Source organism: Bacillus sp. TH17 (assembly GCF_016651125.1).
GTDB lineage: Bacteria > Bacillota > Bacilli > Bacillales > Bacillaceae_G > Bacillus_A > Bacillus_A mycoides.
In genome coordinates, this window is sequence record NZ_JAEKEN010000001.1 from 515,085 (window position 1) to 533,162 (window position 18,078).

19 protein-coding genes are annotated in these 18,078 nt (G+C 35.7%); 16 read left to right on the forward strand and 3 right to left on the reverse strand.

Annotated elements, in window-relative coordinates:
- Positions 1 to 301 precede the first annotated feature (301 nt).
- Both JFT95_RS02515 and JFT95_RS02520 read left to right on the forward strand, forming a co-directional pair.
- Complete coding sequence (locus JFT95_RS02515) at positions 302 to 2,764, forward strand: LamG-like jellyroll fold domain-containing protein (protein ID WP_201051290.1); 2,463 nt, start codon at positions 302 to 304, stop codon at positions 2,762 to 2,764.
- Positions 2,765 to 2,844: 80 nt separating this feature from the next.
- On the forward strand, positions 2,845 to 3,048 hold the full coding sequence (locus JFT95_RS02520) for a hypothetical protein (RefSeq protein ID WP_000391506.1): 204 nt from the start codon (positions 2,845 to 2,847) through the stop codon (positions 3,046 to 3,048).
- A 144-nt stretch (positions 3,049 to 3,192) separates the two neighbouring features.
- Here the strand turns inward: JFT95_RS02520 and bcaP are convergent, their stop codons facing one another.
- Complete coding sequence (gene bcaP, locus JFT95_RS02525) at positions 3,193 to 4,596, reverse strand: branched-chain amino acid transporter BcaP (protein WP_002029953.1); 1,404 nt, start codon at positions 4,594 to 4,596, stop codon at positions 3,193 to 3,195.
- A 363-nt stretch (positions 4,597 to 4,959) separates the two neighbouring features.
- Between bcaP and JFT95_RS02530 the strand changes: the two genes are divergently transcribed.
- The 10 genes from JFT95_RS02530 to JFT95_RS02575 all read left to right on the forward strand — a co-directional run bounded on the left by JFT95_RS02530 (position 4,960) and on the right by JFT95_RS02575 (position 13,491).
- Complete coding sequence (locus tag JFT95_RS02530; protein WP_242487598.1) at positions 4,960 to 6,087, forward strand: cation:proton antiporter; 1,128 nt, start codon at positions 4,960 to 4,962, stop codon at positions 6,085 to 6,087.
- 124 nt (positions 6,088 to 6,211) lie between these two features.
- Positions 6,212 to 6,541, forward strand: coding sequence for a hypothetical protein (locus JFT95_RS02535; protein ID WP_000704964.1), 330 nt, complete (start codon positions 6,212 to 6,214; stop codon positions 6,539 to 6,541).
- Positions 6,542 to 6,558: 17 nt separating this feature from the next.
- Entirely contained in the window at positions 6,559 to 7,422 is an 864-nt protein-coding gene (locus JFT95_RS02540) for a MurR/RpiR family transcriptional regulator (RefSeq protein ID WP_002029960.1), read from the forward strand.
- A gap of 155 nt (positions 7,423 to 7,577) precedes the next feature.
- Positions 7,578 to 8,462, forward strand: coding sequence for an N-acetylmuramic acid 6-phosphate etherase (gene murQ, locus JFT95_RS02545; protein WP_201051291.1), 885 nt, complete (start codon positions 7,578 to 7,580; stop codon positions 8,460 to 8,462).
- 23 nt (positions 8,463 to 8,485) lie between these two features.
- The gene (locus tag JFT95_RS02550; protein ID WP_201051292.1) at positions 8,486 to 9,850 is read left to right on the forward strand and encodes a PTS transporter subunit EIIC; all 1,365 of its coding nucleotides are present in this window, start codon (positions 8,486 to 8,488) and stop codon (positions 9,848 to 9,850) included.
- Positions 9,851 to 9,901: 51 nt separating this feature from the next.
- Positions 9,902 to 10,960, forward strand: a complete 1,059-nt coding sequence (locus JFT95_RS02555; RefSeq protein WP_088038558.1) for a DUF871 domain-containing protein — start codon at positions 9,902 to 9,904, stop codon at positions 10,958 to 10,960.
- A gap of 168 nt (positions 10,961 to 11,128) precedes the next feature.
- Complete coding sequence (locus tag JFT95_RS02560) at positions 11,129 to 11,533, forward strand: DoxX family protein (RefSeq protein ID WP_001077751.1); 405 nt, start codon at positions 11,129 to 11,131, stop codon at positions 11,531 to 11,533.
- Positions 11,534 to 11,715: 182 nt separating this feature from the next.
- A complete protein-coding gene (locus JFT95_RS02565) occupies positions 11,716 to 12,516 on the forward strand; it encodes an MBL fold metallo-hydrolase (RefSeq protein ID WP_098635812.1) in 801 nt (266 codons plus the stop codon).
- Positions 12,516 to 12,920, forward strand: a complete 405-nt coding sequence (locus JFT95_RS02570) for a nuclear transport factor 2 family protein (RefSeq protein ID WP_088038561.1) — start codon at positions 12,516 to 12,518, stop codon at positions 12,918 to 12,920. The genes JFT95_RS02565 and JFT95_RS02570 overlap by 1 nt, the downstream gene beginning before the upstream one ends.
- Before the next feature lie 88 nt (positions 12,921 to 13,008).
- The gene (locus tag JFT95_RS02575; RefSeq protein WP_002087394.1) at positions 13,009 to 13,491 is read left to right on the forward strand and encodes a PRK06770 family protein; all 483 of its coding nucleotides are present in this window, start codon (positions 13,009 to 13,011) and stop codon (positions 13,489 to 13,491) included.
- A 32-nt stretch (positions 13,492 to 13,523) separates the two neighbouring features.
- Here the strand turns inward: JFT95_RS02575 and JFT95_RS02580 are convergent, their stop codons facing one another.
- Positions 13,524 to 14,435 carry a DMT family transporter gene (locus JFT95_RS02580; protein ID WP_201051293.1) on the reverse strand — a complete coding sequence of 304 codons (912 nt, stop codon included), beginning with the start codon at positions 14,433 to 14,435 and terminating at the stop codon, positions 13,524 to 13,526.
- A 205-nt stretch (positions 14,436 to 14,640) separates the two neighbouring features.
- Between JFT95_RS02580 and JFT95_RS02585 the strand changes: the two genes are divergently transcribed.
- On the forward strand, positions 14,641 to 15,135 hold the full coding sequence (locus tag JFT95_RS02585) for an Lrp/AsnC family transcriptional regulator (protein WP_201051294.1): 495 nt from the start codon (positions 14,641 to 14,643) through the stop codon (positions 15,133 to 15,135).
- Between the two features lie 290 nt (positions 15,136 to 15,425).
- Positions 15,426 to 15,881, forward strand: a complete 456-nt coding sequence (locus tag JFT95_RS02590) for an N-acetyltransferase (protein WP_201051296.1) — start codon at positions 15,426 to 15,428, stop codon at positions 15,879 to 15,881.
- A 78-nt stretch (positions 15,882 to 15,959) separates the two neighbouring features.
- Here the strand turns inward: JFT95_RS02590 and JFT95_RS02595 are convergent, their stop codons facing one another.
- A complete protein-coding gene (locus JFT95_RS02595; RefSeq protein ID WP_201051297.1) occupies positions 15,960 to 16,730 on the reverse strand; it encodes an SDR family NAD(P)-dependent oxidoreductase in 771 nt (256 codons plus the stop codon).
- A 140-nt stretch (positions 16,731 to 16,870) separates the two neighbouring features.
- Here JFT95_RS02595 and JFT95_RS02600 point away from each other — a divergent pair, with 140 nt between their 5' ends.
- Together JFT95_RS02600 and JFT95_RS02605 are read left to right on the forward strand one after the other, a co-directional pair.
- Positions 16,871 to 17,230, forward strand: coding sequence for a MerR family transcriptional regulator (locus JFT95_RS02600; RefSeq protein ID WP_002087388.1), 360 nt, complete (start codon positions 16,871 to 16,873; stop codon positions 17,228 to 17,230).
- Positions 17,231 to 17,721: 491 nt separating this feature from the next.
- Positions 17,722 to 18,078, forward strand: coding sequence for a DMT family transporter (locus tag JFT95_RS02605; RefSeq protein WP_088038567.1), 357 nt, complete (start codon positions 17,722 to 17,724; stop codon positions 18,076 to 18,078).

Genomic DNA, 18,078 nt, shown 5'->3' on the forward strand with positions numbered 1-18,078 from the left:
GGCCGATGTGTTAAGAAAAGAAGAAAATTTTAAAAATTAAGATTGTCTAATAGGCTTACAGCTTAACTTATCATTAATGTTATAGAAAAGATTATATGTGAATAGACATGGGAAAAGAATGATCAGACTCTTTTAGACAAAAGGTGGTTGTATACAATAGTACGAGTAATGTTGGACTTAACGCTTAATTAACTGTATATTTACAAAAAACTAATAAAATTCATTTGTTATTTAAACGATATTAATATGTTTAAGATAAAATAGCCCTTGTAATGAATCAATTATTATGAGGAGGATTCACGTGGAAAGAACTGCTTTACGAAAAGTAAAAGGTCTTATTGGATTATTAATGGTGTTTGTATTGGCATTTGTATCATTACCGTGGAGTACGTCGGTTAAAGCGGAAGAGAAAAAGCAAGAAAAGGCACCAAGTGAGAAGAAAATCGTTTTCCCAGTTGTAAGTGATGTGCATATTAAAGATAGTGGAACAGATGATACGTTCCGCTGGAAAAGAGCGATTGAGCAATTTAATACGCTTGCACCAAAGCAAGATGCGTTTGTCATTGTAGGTGATTTTACTGATTCGGGTTCAGTAAAGCAATATGATCGTTTCATGCAAGTGTATAACGAAAATGCAAATAAAGATGCGGTACGAATGAATTCTCTAGGTAATCATGATTATTGGAACGGCTTATCTGTAGAGGGAGCACAGAAGCGTTTCTTAGAAAAGACAGGAATGGAATCGGTTTATTATCATAAGGTGGTAAAAGGGTATCATTTCCTTGTTATGTCTCCAGAGGATGGGACAACACATGGCTATTATTCGGACAAGCAAATTAATTGGTTAAAAGAAGAAATGGCAAAGGCACAAAAAGATGATCCAGAAAAACCGATTTTTGTGTTTTTACATCAACATATTAAAGATACAGTGTACGGTAGCCAAGAATGGGGAACGAAAGATAGTGCGAAAATTAATGCGGTATTAAAAGAATATCCACAAGTCATTACGTTTTCAGGTCATTCGCATTATCCGTTAGATGATCCAAGATCGATTCATCAAAAAGACTTTACGTCTGTTGGAACATCTTCTGTAAGTTATATGGAAGTTGAAGGTGGTAAAGTACAAGGAAATATCCCGTCAGGAGCTAGCACGTTAAGCCAAGGTCTATTAGTAGAAGTGGATGATAAAGAAGTAACGATTAATCGCCGCGACTTCCATACGAATTCTTGGACAGGTGAACCTTGGAAAATTAAATTACCATCAAAGAAAGAAACATTTACTCATGTAGAAGATCGTGATAAAGAAAAACCATACTTTGCAAAAGATGCAAAGCTTGCTGTATCAAATGTAACGGAAAATGCGGCAACAGTAACGTTCCCGCAAGCATTGGACAACCTTCTTGTTCATTCTTATCGCTTGCAAGCAAAGGATAAACAAACAGGTGAGATTAAAAATAAGCTATTAGCGTTCTCTGAGTTTTATCGTGATCCAGTTCCAAAAGAACTTACATTTACACTGGCAGGATTAGATGGCGGGAAATCATATACACTTGAAGTAGTTGCAATTGATTCGTTTGGCAATGAAAGTGAGCAACCATTAACTGCAGAAATCATAACGAAAAAAGAGAATATTGATCCGAATGTGAAAGTACCAAAGGCAGACGTTTTTGATGTGAATTTCTTAGATGGTACATTTAAAGATAACTCACCGTTTGGAACAAAAGGTGATGTGAAAGGAAATGTATCTATTGAATATGATAAAGCGTTGAAAACAAATGTAATGAAATTAAATGGAAAAGCAAATACATTTGGGTACCTTCCATTTTCAGCAACACAAAAAGAAAAAGTAGCAAATTCATTTACGTTAGAAACTGTATTTTCAATGAATGAAATTCGCGGACAAGGTATTTTGCAAAATACAGAGAGCGGTGGAATTGGTTTTGAGTCTACAGGAAGTGGATATGTAGAATTATGGGCTCATATTGGCGGAAGTTATAAACGTGTAGGTGTTCAATTAGAAGCAAACAAAACGTATCATTTAACAGGAACGTATAATGGAAGTGAAGTAGCAATTTATGTAGATGGTAAAAAAGTAAATAGTCAGCCAGCTCAAGGGAAAGTATATCACCCGAACGTACCATTTGCACTTGGTGCAGATCCAGATAGCAATGGAAATGGTGGTATTCCGTTAAATGGACAAATTGCGTTAGCAAAATTATATAGTAAAGCATTAAGTTCTTCAGAAGTATTAGCAGCATATAACGAATTTTCTAATCGTACAAAATTAGAGCAAGTAAATGCGTTATATGAAGAGAGTGGAAAAGTGAAAGAAGTGTTAGCTGGTACTTATGAATTTGGTGAAAAACCAGGTCAGTATTCCCAAGCAGCTTTTAACGAATTAAAAAGAAGTTATGACAATGCAAAGAAAGTGTTTGAGAATATAGCAAGTACAGGAGAACAAATTGTTCAAACGTATAATGAATTAAAAACAGCAAACCAAACATTTGTACAATCAAAGGTAGCAGAAGAACAGCCAAAAACACCGAAAGAAAAATTACAAGTGAATATTGAATCTGCAAAAGCAGTAGTGAAAAAAGCACAAGCTGCAAATGTAACGGACGGTTCAGTGAGATCATTGAGTCAAAAAATTACAGTTGCAGAAGCTGTAGTAAAAGATAAAAATGTAAAAGATGAGTATGTGGAATCAATGAATCGTACGCTAGAGCACGCTATTTCACTTGTTGAAAAAAGCATCAACAAATAAGGTATAAGAAAAAGAAGCTTATCATGATAGGCTTTTTTTTTGTTATACTAAAAGTAGTATAGAAAAAGGGAGCGAATAATTTGGAAGAGAAAAAGCTAAAAAGAATTCTTGAATATGTATGGATCGCCGTTGTGCTCCTTGTAGGATATTATTTATTAAAAGATAAAAGTATATGGATTCTATTTTTAATGACATTTTTATTAGCGGGATTAGGAACGCTATTTATTAACTTTTTCTTTGATAGTGTAAACGCGTGGAGAAAGAAAAAGAAAGAGACGAAGTAAGGGAGAATAAAGTGAAACTTTAATCAGTGGGAGTCTTACTGCCCGGCAAATAGCGGGATAAGTATACAAAAGTTGATCGGTGTATTTTTCGTTTTACAATCGTTAATGAAAATAGCTCGCCTTTATTATAGGCGAGCTATTTTTTTATACTTCTTTTTTCTCATCATTTGTTTTTTTAGTAGCTAAATGACTATGTTTTCTAGAGTAGAAGAAGTATACGCATAAACCGACTATAAGCCAAAATGAAAAGCTGATCCATGTCGTTTTGGACAAATTAGTCATTAAATATAAACAACAAAGAATAGCGACAACCGGTAGTGCAGGTACGAGTGGTGTGCGGAAGCCTCGTTTTAAATCAGGATGAGTTTTCCGTAAAATAAGTACAGCAAAGCAAACGAATGTGAAGGCTGTTAACGTACCGATGTTTACTAAATTCGCTAGTAAATGTAGGTCTAAAAGTCCTGCTAATAAAGCTGCAAATACTCCAGTAATCCATGTGTTTAATAAAGGGATTTTTACTTTTTTATTTACGCGTGATAAAGCTTTTGGGAGTAAGCCGTCTCGGCTCATTGCATAAGAAACACGAACTTGTCCATACATAACGACTAAAAGAACGGTTGTCATTCCTGTCATCGCACCAACTGCAAGTAGCCCCGCAATAGTATCTTCACCAACGAAATGTAGTGCAAATGCAACTGGATCAGAAACGTCTAATTGCGTATAAGGAACCATGCCTGTTAAAACGAAAGATACGATCATGTATAAAACTGTACAAATAAGAAGGGAACCGATAATGCCAATTGGTAAATCACGCTGCGGTTTTTTCGTTTCTTCTGCCGCGGTTGCGATTGCATCAAAACCTAAAAAGGCGAAGAAGACAGTCGCAGCTCCGGTAATAATACCGTCGTACCCGAATGGAATGAACGGTGTCCAATTTTCAGGCTTTACATATTTTGCGCCTGCTACGATAAAGGCGATAATAACTGCTAATTTGATAAGGACCATAACATTATTAATGCGTGCGCTTTCGCGTATACCAAAACTTAAAAGCCCAGTAATGAGAAGTAAAATACAAACAGCTGGTAAATCAATGAGACCACCTTTTCCTGTACCAGGAGCCGAGGAAATAATGGTGGGAAGGTGTATATTGAACCCTTGAAGCAATGATTGTAAGTATCCAGACCAGCCAACAGCTACCGCTGCAACAGCGAGTAAATATTCGAGCATTAAACACCAACCAACGATAAAGGCGACAACTTCTCCGACTGTCATGTATGCGTAAGTATACACACTTCCTGAGACAGGAATAGAAGAAGCAAATTCGGCATAACAAAAGGCTACACAAGCACAAGTAAATGCAGCAATAAGGAATGATAACATAATACCAGGGCCAGAATGTTTTGCCGCTACGATACCTGTTAATACAAAAATCCCTGTCCCAATTACGGCGCCGATTCCTAAAAACGTTAAATCGAGTGCCGTTAATGTTCTATCTAGCTGTCGTGGTGATTCAGTACTAAGCGCTTTTTTTCGTAATAATGACTTCACTTTGGACTCTCCTCCCGTTTTTCATCTCCATAACTGCGAATAGTGTGAATCCATTGGAAAAGAGTACGTCAGTGAATAAAGGTACAGTTATGGTATGTAGTTTTTTGAAATTTCTGGATTAATTTTATTATAATTCAGAATATTTTGTCAAATAAAAATGTGACAAATAATATTCAAATGAATAGGGGAAACTACTTGCAGGAATGGACGAGGGTTAACAGAGTGACAAAAACACTCATTAAAGTTTCACTTTATCCCGCATTAACTGCCCGTAAATGCCCGATTGGTTTAACTAATAATCAGTGAGGATGGGGAAATTCCCCACTGATTAAAGTTTCACTTTATAAAGTAGGAGAAGATGTTATGTTATTTTATTTTGAACTTGTCGTCATTTTACTTTGTACGAAATTAGCTGGTGATATTAGCGTTAGACTTGGCCAGCCTTCTGTACTCGGTAAATTAATCGTTGGTATTATTATCGGTCCTGCTGTGCTAGGTATTATTAATAGTTCAGAACTTATTGATGAGCTTAGCGAAATCGGTGTTTTGCTACTTATGTTTATGGCAGGACTCGAAACTGATTTAGAAGAGTTAAATCGTAATTTAAAATCTGCATTCGCAGTAGCGATGGGAGGAATTATTTTCCCATTCCTTGGTGGGTATTTAGCAGGGCTTGCTTTTGGAATGTTACAGTCGCATGCGATCTTTTTAGGGTTATTACTTTGTGCCACATCGGTTAGTATTTCTGTTCAAACGCTAAGAGATTTAGGGAAAATGAATACGAGAGAAAGTACGACGATTTTAGGTGCAGCCGTATTTGATGATGTAATTGTCGTTATTTTATTAGCGTTTGTCATGAGTTTTTTAGGCACACAAGATGTAAATGTAACGCTAGTCATTGCAAAGAAAATTATCTTTTTTGTAAGTATTGTTTTCATCTCTTGGAAATTTGTTCCATGGATTATGAAAATGCTCGTACCACTTCGCGTAACAGAAGCATTAATTAGTGCAGCTCTTATTATTTGTTTCTCTTTTTCGTATTACAGTGAAATGATGGGGATTGCAGGTATTATTGGGGCATTTGCAGCAGGAATTGCGATTTCGCAAACAGAGTATAAGCATGAAGTGGAACATAAAATTGAACCGATTGCTTACGCGATATTCGTACCGGTTTTCTTCGTAAGTATTGGAATGGAAATTACATTTCAAGGTATCGGAAGCCAACTTTGGTTCATTATCATTATGACGCTCATCGCAATTTTCACAAAGTTAATCGGATCAGGTTTAGGAGCAAGATTAACAGGGTTTAACTTACAATCTTCTATCAGTATTGGTGCGGGAATGGTGTCGCGCGGGGAAGTAGCGCTTATCATTGCAGCAAATGGACTTGCGGCGAATTTGTTAGCGAAAGAAAATTTCACAGCGATTGTTATTGTTGTTATATTGACGACAATTATTACGCCGCCGCTTTTGAAGAAGTATTTTGTATAGAGAGGAAGGGCTTATCTGATGTAGGTAAGCTCTTTTTTTATTGCAAAATGCAGTGGTCATGTAGCATGAATGGATTGTAATTATGATAAAATCTATGTATGTGATATGACAAGGAGAGGGAAGTGTGAAGATTACAAAGGGGAAAGTTATAGGTGTAATCATACTTATTGCACTATGTATACCATTTACTGCATGGAAAGAGTCAAAAGTGAAAAATTTTCCAGTTTCTATTTTTTCTTCCTATGTAGAAGACGAAAACCCGAAAGACTATAAGTACACTGCTTTTGTACCTGACTTTGCAATTTGGATACATGGATGGGAAAAACAGCGATCTGAAGGTGAAATAACGTCATATAAAAAAGGGGATCGAACTGTAATTGTTCACCATCCACCTGGCAATGATGGTTTTTATCTATATGATACAAATGATATTAGAGAATATACGCAACCGTAAGAAGTGGAGGTTAAATAGTGAAAGCTTCAACACTACTATTTAAAATTGAAAGTAATATGGATCAATTTTCACCAGCTGAAAAGAAGGTTGCCATGTACATAATGGAGAATGCTGAGATTGTTCCGAATTTAACGACGAAAGAAGTGTCAACGAATGCAGGTGCAAGTGAGGCGAGTGTTGTTCGCTTTTGTAAATCGATTGGAATCGGAAGCTTTAAAGCATTTAAGATAGCGCTCGTTCGTGAATTAACGATTGCTGATTATAATATTAATGATTTTTCAGTGATGAATACGGAAGATGGACCGTACGATTTGTTTAATAAAGTTACATATGTGAATAAAGCTGCAATTGAGGCGAGCGTTACTGCGATAGATAAAAAGGAACTTGAGAAAGCTGCAGATCGTATTGTAAATGCGGATAAAATTATATTTTACGGAGTAGGCGGATCGGCTACTCCGGCGATGGACGGGGCTTATAAATTTACAAGGCTCGGATTTACAGCGATGATGCTATCTGATTTTCATATGATGTTGCCACTCGTCACGAATTTAAAAGAGGGAGATATATTTGTGGCGATTTCAACTTCTGGGCGGACGAAAGATGTGCTCGAAATGGCGCAATATGCGAAGAAGCGAGGGGCTACAGTTATTGCGATTACGAAGCTAGATCAATCATCTCCTTTATATAAAGCGGCAGATATTCGCCTTTGTATGCCGGATGTAGAGCAAGACCATCGCATTGCGAGTATTGCTTCGAGAATGACGCAACTGAATATGATTGATGCTTTATATGTGATTACTTTCAATCGAATTGGTAATAAAGTATTAGATCAATTTATGGAGACGAGAGAAGAAGCATTACGGTTACGGAAATTGAAGTAGAAGAAAAGATGGGGAGACTCATCTTTTTTATTATCTTTGACACAAATATGTCATGTTGTGAAATTTTATTTCATAAAATAAGAAAGAGTTATTGATTTTTAGTTTCTTAAAGTTATAATAAAAGTGTGAAATATAATTTCGAAGAGGGTGGCAATATGTTAGAGAATTTATCGACAGAACACCGTAATGAGAAAACGATGAATCTAGATGAGATGAGTATAAAAGAAGTGTTACAAAGTATGAATGAAGAAGATCGAACTGTTGCGTTAGCAGTTGAAAATGAAATAGAAGAAATTGAAAAGGTTGTACAAATTGTTACTAAGTCTTTTGAAGAAGAAGGCCGTTTAATTTATATTGGGGCTGGTACGAGTGGCCGTTTAGGCATTTTAGACGCAGTAGAATGTCCCCCGACATTTGGAACAGATGATAAAATGGTTCAAGGATTTATAGCAGGTGGATTGAAAGCGTTTACTAAGGCGGTGGAAGGTGCCGAAGATCGTGAAGAGTTAGCAAAAGAAGATTTAAAAAGTATTGGATTAAACGAGAAAGATACGGTTATTGGAATTGCAGCAAGTGGTAGAACACCCTATGTAATTGGCGGATTGAAATATGCAAGTAGCGTGGGAGCAAGTACAGCTAGTATTTCCTGTAATAAAAATGCTGAAATAAGTAAATATGCAAAACTAAATGTGGAAGTGGAAACAGGCGCAGAAATATTAACAGGCTCAACACGGTTGAAGGCTGGCACAGCGCAAAAGTTAGTACTCAATATGATTTCTACAGCGTCAATGATTGGTGTAGGAAAAGTATATAAAAACTTAATGGTAGATGTTCAATCTACGAATGAAAAGTTAGTAGAACGATCAAAACGAATTATTGTGGAAGCAACAGGAGTTAGTTATGAAGTAGCGGCAGAGTATTACGAAAAAGCAAATCGTAACGTGAAAGCTGCTATCGTTATGGTATTACTACAGTGTGAGTATGGGGAAGCAAAAGAAAAACTACAAGAAGCGAAAGGGTTTGTGAAGAAGGCATTATAAATAATAGGGAGGGGAATTCTATTATGAAGAAAGAAGAGAGACTAGCCAAAGAAATTTCAGAGCAACTTGGGGGAATCAAAAATATTCGTGGCATTGCTCATTGTATGACGAGGCTGCGATTAACGCTTCATGATGAAAGTAAAGTGAACATGGACCTTTTGAAAAAGGTTGAAGGCGTTATGGGCGTGATTGAAGATGACACACTTCAAGTTGTTGTTGGACCAGGGACAGTAAATAAAGTAGCAGCTGAAATGGAAGTTTTAACAGGATTACGAATTGGTGAAGTTGCAGATCATCACCTTGAAGATATCGGTCAAGAGATAAAGTCAGAGATGAAGAAGAAAAATAATACACCAGTGAAGAATTTTTTACGAAAAATAGGTAGCATTTTTATTCCGTTAATACCTGGTCTTGTTGCTTCGGGAATTATAAACGGAGTTGCTAACTTTGCAAAAAACGCAGGTGCTGATCCGAATGCAACATGGCTACAAATGTTACTACTCATTGGCGGCGGTATCTTTACATTCTTAGGAATTTTAGTCGGTTGGAATACAGCGAAAGAATTTGGCGGGACACCAGTTCTTGGGGCGATTGCGGGTATTTTAATTTTCAATCCGGCGATGGCAAATGTGAAATTGTTTGGTGAAGCAATGGTACCTGGGCGGGGCGGCTTGTTTGCAGTTATTTTTGCGGCGTGGCTTATGGTAGTAGTTGAGAAAAGAGTACGAAAAGCAGTGCCGAATGCAGTTGATATTATTGTAACACCGCTTATTACTGTATTAGCTGTAAGTATAGTAACGATGTTAGCGATTCAGCCAGCAGCGGGGTTCTTATCTGATGGTATTACGAGCGGTATTAACGCAATTTTAAATGTTGGTGGGGCATTTGCTGGAGCAGTGCTTGCCGGAACATTTTTACCTCTCGTTATGGTCGGATTACACCACGGTCTAACACCGATTCATATGGAGTTTATTAATCAAACTCACGTAACACCTTTATTACCAGTACTCGCGATGGCTGGCGCTGGGCAAGTAGGAGCAGCAATTGCGATTTATGTGAAAACAAAAAATAAACGCCTTCGTAATGTGATTAAAGGTGGATTACCAGTAGGATTTTTAGGAATTGGCGAACCGCTATTATACGGGGTTACATTGCCACTTGGGAAACCGTTTATTACTGCTTGTTTAGGAGCGGCTGTCGGTGGTGCATTCCAAGCTGTTATGAAAACGGCTTCACTCGGAATAGGTGTATCAGGATTATCATTAATTCCGTTAATTGCTGATAATAAATATTTATTATATTTCCTTGGATTAGTCGTTGCATATACGTTCGGATTCATCTTTACGTACTTCTTCGGCTTTAAAGAAGAAATGGCAGAAAACATATAGAGAAAGGGATTCCTTTCTCTTTTTTTTATATTAATAGAAGGAGAGATTCATATGATAGGAGTTTCAATTTATCTTTCAAAAGAGCGAGTAGAGAAACAAGAAGCATGGTTAAAACTAGTGAAAGAAAACGGATTTTCATCTGTTTTTACATCTCTTCACATTCCAGAAGATGATCCGAATACGTATAAGGAGTTAATTCAAATACTTGGGAAACAAGCCCTCGAAAATGAAATGGAATTAATGGTTGATGTCTCTCCAAAATCGTTAAACCATTTAGGGATGACGTATGCAAATGTGGAAGAGTTATTAGAATTTGGCATTACTGGTTTACGAATGGATTACGGTATTACGCCAAAAGAAATCGCACGTGTATCTCATAAGATGAAGGTAGCTTTAAATGCGAGTACGATTACAGAATCATTTTGGAAAGAGTTACTTGCGGAAAATATACGAGTAGATCGAGTAGAAGCGTGGCATAATTTTTATCCACGTCCAGAAACAGGACTAGCCAAATCATTCTTGCAAAAACAAAATAAATATTTACATGAGTGCGGAATAAAAACGATGGCGTTTATTCCGGGAGATGGTGAAAAACGCGGTCCGTTATATGAAGGTTTACCAACTTTAGAAAAGCACCGCTATATGCGGCCACTTGAAGCGTATTTAGAACTTGTGCAAGAGTGCGATGTTGATAAAGTGCTAATTGGAGATATAAGCGGGAGCCTAGAGAGTGTACAAGAAATCTCGAGTGCGAGTGGTGGGATTATTCCAGTGCGATATGAGTCATTTATAAATGCAAGTGAAGTATTAAAAGTGGTAGAGCAAGTGCATAAAAATAGGTTAGATCCGGCTCGTGATGTAATTCGTTCTGTAGAATCGCGCGAAGAAAATAAAGTTGCATTACAACCGATGAATACAATTTCAAGAAAACGAGGCAGTATTACAATTGATAATGAATTGTACGGTAGATATGCTGGTGAAATGCAAATAGTTATAAATGATTTACCTGAAGATAGGAAAGTGAATGTTGTTGGAATGGTGATGGAAGAAGATGTGTCTTTATTGTCTTATATAGGTGCTGGGAAAAATTTTCAACTTTTTTCTAAGTAATAGAGCGAAAGCTTGAATTAGCACTATTTTATAAAAAACATTATCTGCAAAAAGGATAATGTTTTTTGGTTTCTTTAAAAAAGCATTTGACGAATGAAAAGAAATACCGTATTGTTTTGTCTTGTGAATAAATGTTCACCATAACGAAACAAAAAGGGAGAGTTCAGAATGAATCAATATATTGGTAATTTAATTATTCGTATCGTATTAGGAGTTACTTTTTTTGCACACGGTTTAGCAAAGTTTCAATCAGGTATAGATAACGTAGCAGGATGGTTTACAAGCATCGGTTTACCAGGTGGTCTTGCATATGGCGTAGCAACAGTTGAATTAGTTGGTGGTATATTATTAATTATCGGTTTAGGCGTGAGGTATGTAGGATTGTTATTCGCTCTTATTTTGGCTGGAGCTATCGTAAAGGTAAATGGAGCAGCAGGCTTATTAGGAGATGGAAAGAATCCGGGATATGAATTAGATCTTGCATTATTATCAATGGGTGCGTATTTATTCGTTGTAAAAGCAGAAGGATATGTAGATCGCTTCTTAAAAGAGAAAGTAATGAAAACGAAGTAAATTTTATTTTTTTAGTGTTGACTTGACGACTTGGTGTAACTATAATGATTACATCAAGTCGATTAGTAATAAAATGATTCGTATATTTTTTTATTCTAGTTGTAACTAAGTTAGTTACAACTAGAATAAAGCTTAAAGAATAAAGGAATATAAAAGAGTAAATAAAAAGTGGAGGAAATAACATGTCAAAATTACATTTAGAGGTTTTTACAGGATCTGAGCAAGCATTTCAAGTTACATCCACAATTGTATACGGAGAAAAAGATGCAATTCTTATCGATGCACAATTTTTATTAAGTGATGCGCACCGTTTAGCAGCTCAAATTATTGAAACAGGAAAGAATTTAACTCATATTTATGTGACTCATTTCCATCCAGATCACTATTTTGGATTAAATGTATTACATGAAGCATTTCCAGAAGCGAAGATTGTTGCATTACGGAATACTGTTGAAGATATTCGTAACACATTTGAGAAGAAAGTGGAACAGTGGAAACCATCTATTGGGCATAATGTTCCTCATCAACCAATTGTTCCAGAGGAATTAACAGAAGAGAAATTGATTTTAGAGGGAAATGATTTAATCATTAAAGGTGGTTTGCAAGGTGATACACCGAATAATAGTTATGTATGGATTCCATCATTAAAAGCCGTTGTTACAGGCGATATCGTTTATAACAATACTTTCGTATGGACGTTAGAAACAGATGCTGAAGCTCGTCATAAATGGTTAGAAACATTAAGTGAACTTGAAAATCTTCATCCTGAAATTGTTGTAGCGGGTCATCGTGATTATGACGTACCAAATACAGGAGACGCGATTAAACATACTCGTAAATATTTAGTTGCATTTGATGAAGTTCTTGCAGGAAATCCTTCAAGTGAAGAAATTCAAACGGCAATAAAGGAGCGGTTCCCGCGCGTTAAAGCGTTAGAAATTGGACTTATTTTAGCGGCAAACGCGTTTGGGGCGAAAAAATAATGAAGCAAAAAACAAATTTAGAAATTATTCAAAGCACGTATGAAGGATCAGCTTCTTCGAATGCAAAACATTTAGCAGAAGCATTTTCTGAAAAAGTGGAATGGACAGAGGCAGAAGGTTTTCCGTACGGCGGAACGTATATAGGTACAGAAGCTATAATGGAAAATGTATTTAGTCGTTTAGGATCAGAATGGGATGATTATAAAGCGAGTGTAAAGACGTACCATGAAGTAAACGGAAAAGATGTGATTATTGCTGAAGGTGTTTACTCAGGAGTTTATAAAGAGACGGGAAAATCATTTGAGGCGGAATTTGTTCATGTGTGGCAGCTTAAAAATGGAAAAATCGTGAAATTTAAGCAATATGTGGACAGTTACATTGTACGAGAAGCGATGAAGGCTTAAAATGAAATAAGGAAACAAATGGAATCGACTATGTGCAGGCGATTCCATTTGTTTATGTAATTATTAGGGGGAATGGGGAGTACATAATATGAAAAAATGGATAATAGGGACAATTACAATGATTGTAATTGCGGTAGGAGCTGTATTCGGTGTTACTAAACTTCTTAATTATATAGAGGAGGAGGAGAAGAGCCTTAAAGTACAAAAAGTAATGGATCAACAGGAGAAGAAAGTAAAGGAAGAGAAGCCACAAGTTAGTGAAGATGAAATTATTTCTACAATGCATAGGATGGTACATCAAAAAGTGAAATCCTCTGAGAAATGGGGATTTATCGAAATGACAAATAAGGAAATTAGTAGTGCGAAGAACGCAGTAGAAAGCAGTACTAATTTTAAATATAAATCAAAGCTACTTTCTACTTTAGAGCGTTGGGAGAAAGGGGATTTTTCACAGACGGTTGAGGAGCATAACTTTTTGTGGGAAATTCAAGGTGGTGATACCGGAAAGGCAACAGAACGTTTATCGCCAGAAGAAGAAAAGCAGTATGTGAAAGAAATGAAAGGTAAATAAAAACATCGCCACTTTGGTGGCGATGTTTTTGATTAAGAATGTTTTCGCATTAAAGTTCTAGTTGGCTGAACAGCAACGGTTTTGAAATGAGAAAATAAATAACACCCTGTCACGACGATGATTGTACCGAAAATTTGAATCCATGTTAATTCTTCTCCAAGGAAAAGGAATGCTAAAATAGCTGTGAAAATTGGATTGAAATTTAGAAAAATCCCCGATGTAGTAGCGCCTAATTTCTGTACACCAATATTCCAAAACACCATACAAAGTACTGTTGAAATGAGTCCTGTATATAAAAGTGATGTTATGAAGGAAGAGTTGATATTGGAAACAGTGAAGCTACCTATGTTAAATGGAAGCAATAAAATGACACCAAAAATGCCAGAATATAATGTAGCCATTAGCGGTGTAACTGTTTTTGTCGCCCATTTACTACAAACAGAATAAATGCCCCAAATACAAACTGCTGCAATCATCCATAAATCCCCGCTATTAAAATGTAGTGAAAATAAAAGAGCAAAATTTCCTTTTAAAAGGACGAGCATAACCCCGAAAAATGAAAGAATCATAGAAAGAATTTGAAGTGTATTTACTTTTTCTTTTAGAAATAGCACAGAAAATAATGCAATTGAAATAGCGTTCAATGTAGAAATAAGACCTACATTCGTTGCGGATGTTTTTTCTAGTGCTAAAAATTGAAAAATGTTGAAAAGGGCGACGCCTGTAATTCCCATAATTACTAACGGGATTATAGCAGCACGCGGTGGAATAATTTTCTTCTCTTTAAACCATACGAGTGGTAATAAACAAACAATCGCAATCATCCATCTTAAACTTGTCAGTGTCATCGGAGACGCATGATTGACAAGTGATTTCCCAACGATAAAATTTCCTCCCCATAATAAGCTTGTTAATAATAGTAAAAAGACGTAAAAATAAGGCATACTAAAAACCCCTTTGTTGAAATAAGAATGAACTGTAAATAATTTTAGCATTTTTCTTTATTATCTAATATATTCTTTTGTATAATGGTAAAAACTCGATAAAATGTTTCGTTAGAAATCTTATTTACAGAAAAATATTCAGTTTTATATAAGTTATGAGATGTTTCTTCGAATAATCGTCGGTAAGAAAAAAGGGGGAATTTTGATGGAGTCATCTGTTATTAAAGTGCTTGATGATTTGGATGTGAAAATTTTAGATATATTGCAGAAGGAGTCACAAGTAAGTAATGCAGAACTAGCACGCCGTGTTAATTTATCTCCAGCTGCGATGCATGCACGAATAAAAAGGTTAGATGGGGAAGGTTTTATTGATAAGAAAGTAGCAATTTTAAATCAAGAAAAGCTTGGATTTGATTTATTATGTTTCATTTTTATGAGCACGAATATTCATCAGTATGAAAAGCTTGAAGTGTTAGAACGAGAATTAGAATCTATGCCTGAAGTGTTAGAATGTCACTGTTTAACAGGAGAGTATGATTATTTATTAAAAGTTGCAAATCGTGATCGTAAGGAACTGGAGCATTTTATTAGGAAACTAAATAAATTAGGGATTACACGTATACAGACGAGTTTAGCACTTCGTGAAATTAAATATTCGACGGTATTGCCGATACGAAATGAGGAACCGAGCATCGATTAAGTTGCTTGGTTTTTTGTTTGTGTAAAGTGAAACTTTAATCAGTGGGGGTTTTGTTCATCCACCACTGATTATTAGCCTTCACCAATCGGGCGTTTAGGGGCAGCCCGACTCCCACCTACCTTCTTTGCTTCAGCCGAATTTTGAGGTGGGAGTCTTACTGCCCGTTAATGCGGGATAAAATTCAGAAAAGTGATTGACGGAGAGAAAAGAGAGATGTATTATTATATGAAATTATGAATTAAAATTCATATAATGTTATAAATATTAACACTGGGGCAAGGGGATATAATATGAAAATCTTTAAAGCGGTTACAAGTGATGTGAAAGAAATTTATAATCTCATTGAAATGTATGCAAAAGAAGGAGTTGTTTTGCCGCGTTCTCTTTTGTCTCTCTATCAATATTTACAATGTTTATATGTTATGAAAGAAGGGGAGGAAGTCGTTGGAGTTGCTGGTTTGCATGTGTTAGGAGAGGACCTTGCAGAAGTACGATCGTTAGTAGTTTCGCATACATATGCAGGAAAAGGGATAGGGCGTAAGTTAGTGAATCATGTAATGAATGAGGCGGAAAAGATAAAAGTGAACAGGGTAATTTCTTTAACATATGAAACAGAATTTTTTCAAAAGTGCGGGTTTGATTTTGTGAATAGACAAGCATTGCCAGAAAAAGTGTGGATTGATTGTAGACATTGTCCAAAAGTTGATTATTGTGATGAGGTGGCGATGATACGGTATGTGGGGTGAAATTTTTAGAGAGAAAAAAGGCCCACTATTATTTAAGAAATAGTGGGTATCTATATTTTAATCAGAAATGAGATGTTGTTAAGAATTTGAATTCGTTTGTCTCACTGCAAAATTAAAAATGGGATTTTTAAGCTCATAGTTATAAGTAGAACCATCGACAAGCCCTACAACTTTATCGCTATCATAAAGGTCGAGCATAAATTGTGCCATTTGTTTTGCAGTGTGGAATTTTGGTACAACATTATCGTATTGGAATTCATCAATATCAAATGAACGTTTTGCGAATTCTGTTTCAGTTGCAGCAGGAGCTAAAACTTTTGCTTGTAGTTTTGCACCTTGTTCTTTCAGTTCGTGAGATAGTCCTTCTGTAAATGCACTTACATAAAATTTCGTAGCGCAATACGTAACAGCATTGGCAACAATCGTATATCCACCGCCTGATGAAACGTTAATAAGCTGTGTTCCTGCGGTCATTGAATAATCTCGAACGAAAAGGGAAGATAGTATTGTTAGTGCTTCTATATTTACATGCAACATCGTTTCTATCTTGTTTAAATTTTGTTCAGCAATTGAGGCGAAATTACCAAAACCTGCGTTGTTAATCCACGTTTCAATTTGAAAACTTTGTAGACCTTCATAAAATTTATAAACTTCTTCAGTGACTGATAAATCAGTTCTTCGAATGACAACATCCAATTCCGGATGCATTTCGTTAATTTTCAATTTTAATTCTTCTAATTCTGCTTGTCTTCGAGCTACAAGTATTAAGTTTTTTCCACGAGATGCAAAGGCTAAAGCGGATTCATAGCCAATTCCTGAACTAGCACCAGTAATAACAGTATATTTCATATAAAAGCCTCCTAAATTCAAATTAATTTATCATGGTTAGATTGTATTTGTTAGAGTATACTCTAAGTCAAATGTTTTTTATAATTTGGATAAGGCAGTAAAATATATGAGAGTAAATGGCGTGCGGAGGGAGAATGGTTATGTACACAATTAGCGAGGTAGCTAAATTATTAGGAGTGAGCACACATACATTACGTTATTATGAAAAGGAGAACATATTAATTGCAAATCGCGATGCAAATGGGAATAGATTGTATGAAGAGTCACATATAAAGTGGTTGCAGTTTGTAATGAAATTAAAACAAACACAAATGCCGATAGCGAAAATAAGAGAATATGCTAGATTATATTTAGAAGGAGAGCATACAACCGAAGCTCGTTTACAACTGTTAGAAAATCATAAAAAATCTATTCGAACTCAAAGAGAAAACTTAGAAATTACAGAGAAGATGCTCGAAAATAAAATTATTGCATACAAAGACTCGTTGAAAAGTAAATAGCGTACAAAATATTTCGTTCTTTGTTGCATGTTGAAAAGGGAGTACAGGTCTTTGTTTTGGAATTTATCTATGAGTATTTAATTATAATGTGCCGATAAATTAAAAAAGAGCAGTTAGCTAAAAGCAACTGCTCGATTCAAAGGGATCTCCAAGGGGGAATGGAGAAAATATTATGTTACTACCATTATTGACAGATTATTAAGAAATATACATGTGTATTTAAGAAATTTAAAATATTTTTTGGTTAATAGAATCCGGGTGTTGACACTTTATCAATTGGTCATGTAGAATGTTTATGAATGACATTCAGTCATTTTTTCTGTGAAAGGGTGTAGATAAGCAACTTTTATATGTAGTTAGCTTAATAACGGAACAAATATAAGGATAAATGAGGATGATATTGGTTTTTTAAATAGTAGTTAGAGTGAGATTATATTTTTTAAATTAAAAATGACTGACGGTCAGTCAGTAAATAATAGAAGGTGAGAGATATGAAAAATAAAGCTTGGTTATATGTCATATTAACATGTATCTTTGAAATTTTTTGGGTGTTTGGTTTTAATACAGCTCATACTTGGTGGCATTGGGTCATTATTGTAGGAGTTATCGCTGTTGATTTTTACTTCCTATCGAAAGCGTGCGAACATCTTGCAACAGGGACTGTATATGCTGTGTTTGCCGGAGCTGGTACGGTAGGTACTTTCCTAATGGATGTATTCCTTTTCGGCGGCAGTTTCAGTATAGGAAAACTATTCTTTATCGTGATGGTCGTAGCGGGCGTTATCGGTTTAAAATTAGCTGATAATAAAGAAGAAACCGCGGAAGAAATTGTGAAAGGAGCTGCTTAA

What these genes read in the sequence shown, in the direction of transcription:
- JFT95_RS02530 (WP_242487598.1), top strand. Translation starts at nt 4,960, where the DNA reads ATGTTATTTTATTTTGAACTTGTCGTCATTTTACTTTGTACGAAATTA.
- murQ (WP_201051291.1), top strand. Translation starts at nt 7,578, where the DNA reads ATGTTAGAGAATTTATCGACAGAACACCGTAATGAGAAAACGATGAAT.
- JFT95_RS02550 (WP_201051292.1), top strand. Translation starts at nt 8,486, where the DNA reads ATGAAGAAAGAAGAGAGACTAGCCAAAGAAATTTCAGAGCAACTTGGG.
- JFT95_RS02555 (WP_088038558.1), top strand. Translation starts at nt 9,902, where the DNA reads ATGATAGGAGTTTCAATTTATCTTTCAAAAGAGCGAGTAGAGAAACAA.
- JFT95_RS02560 (WP_001077751.1), top strand. Translation starts at nt 11,129, where the DNA reads ATGAATCAATATATTGGTAATTTAATTATTCGTATCGTATTAGGAGTT.
- JFT95_RS02565 (WP_098635812.1), top strand. Translation starts at nt 11,716, where the DNA reads ATGTCAAAATTACATTTAGAGGTTTTTACAGGATCTGAGCAAGCATTT.
- JFT95_RS02570 (WP_088038561.1), top strand. Translation starts at nt 12,516, where the DNA reads ATGAAGCAAAAAACAAATTTAGAAATTATTCAAAGCACGTATGAAGGA.
- JFT95_RS02575 (WP_002087394.1), top strand. Translation starts at nt 13,009, where the DNA reads ATGAAAAAATGGATAATAGGGACAATTACAATGATTGTAATTGCGGTA.
- JFT95_RS02580 (WP_201051293.1), bottom strand. Translation starts at nt 14,435, where the DNA reads ATGCCTTATTTTTACGTCTTTTTACTATTATTAACAAGCTTATTATGG.
- JFT95_RS02585 (WP_201051294.1), top strand. Translation starts at nt 14,641, where the DNA reads ATGGAGTCATCTGTTATTAAAGTGCTTGATGATTTGGATGTGAAAATT.
- JFT95_RS02590 (WP_201051296.1), top strand. Translation starts at nt 15,426, where the DNA reads ATGAAAATCTTTAAAGCGGTTACAAGTGATGTGAAAGAAATTTATAAT.
- JFT95_RS02595 (WP_201051297.1), bottom strand. Translation starts at nt 16,730, where the DNA reads ATGAAATATACTGTTATTACTGGTGCTAGTTCAGGAATTGGCTATGAA.
- JFT95_RS02600 (WP_002087388.1), top strand. Translation starts at nt 16,871, where the DNA reads ATGTACACAATTAGCGAGGTAGCTAAATTATTAGGAGTGAGCACACAT.
- JFT95_RS02605 (WP_088038567.1), top strand. Translation starts at nt 17,722, where the DNA reads ATGAAAAATAAAGCTTGGTTATATGTCATATTAACATGTATCTTTGAA.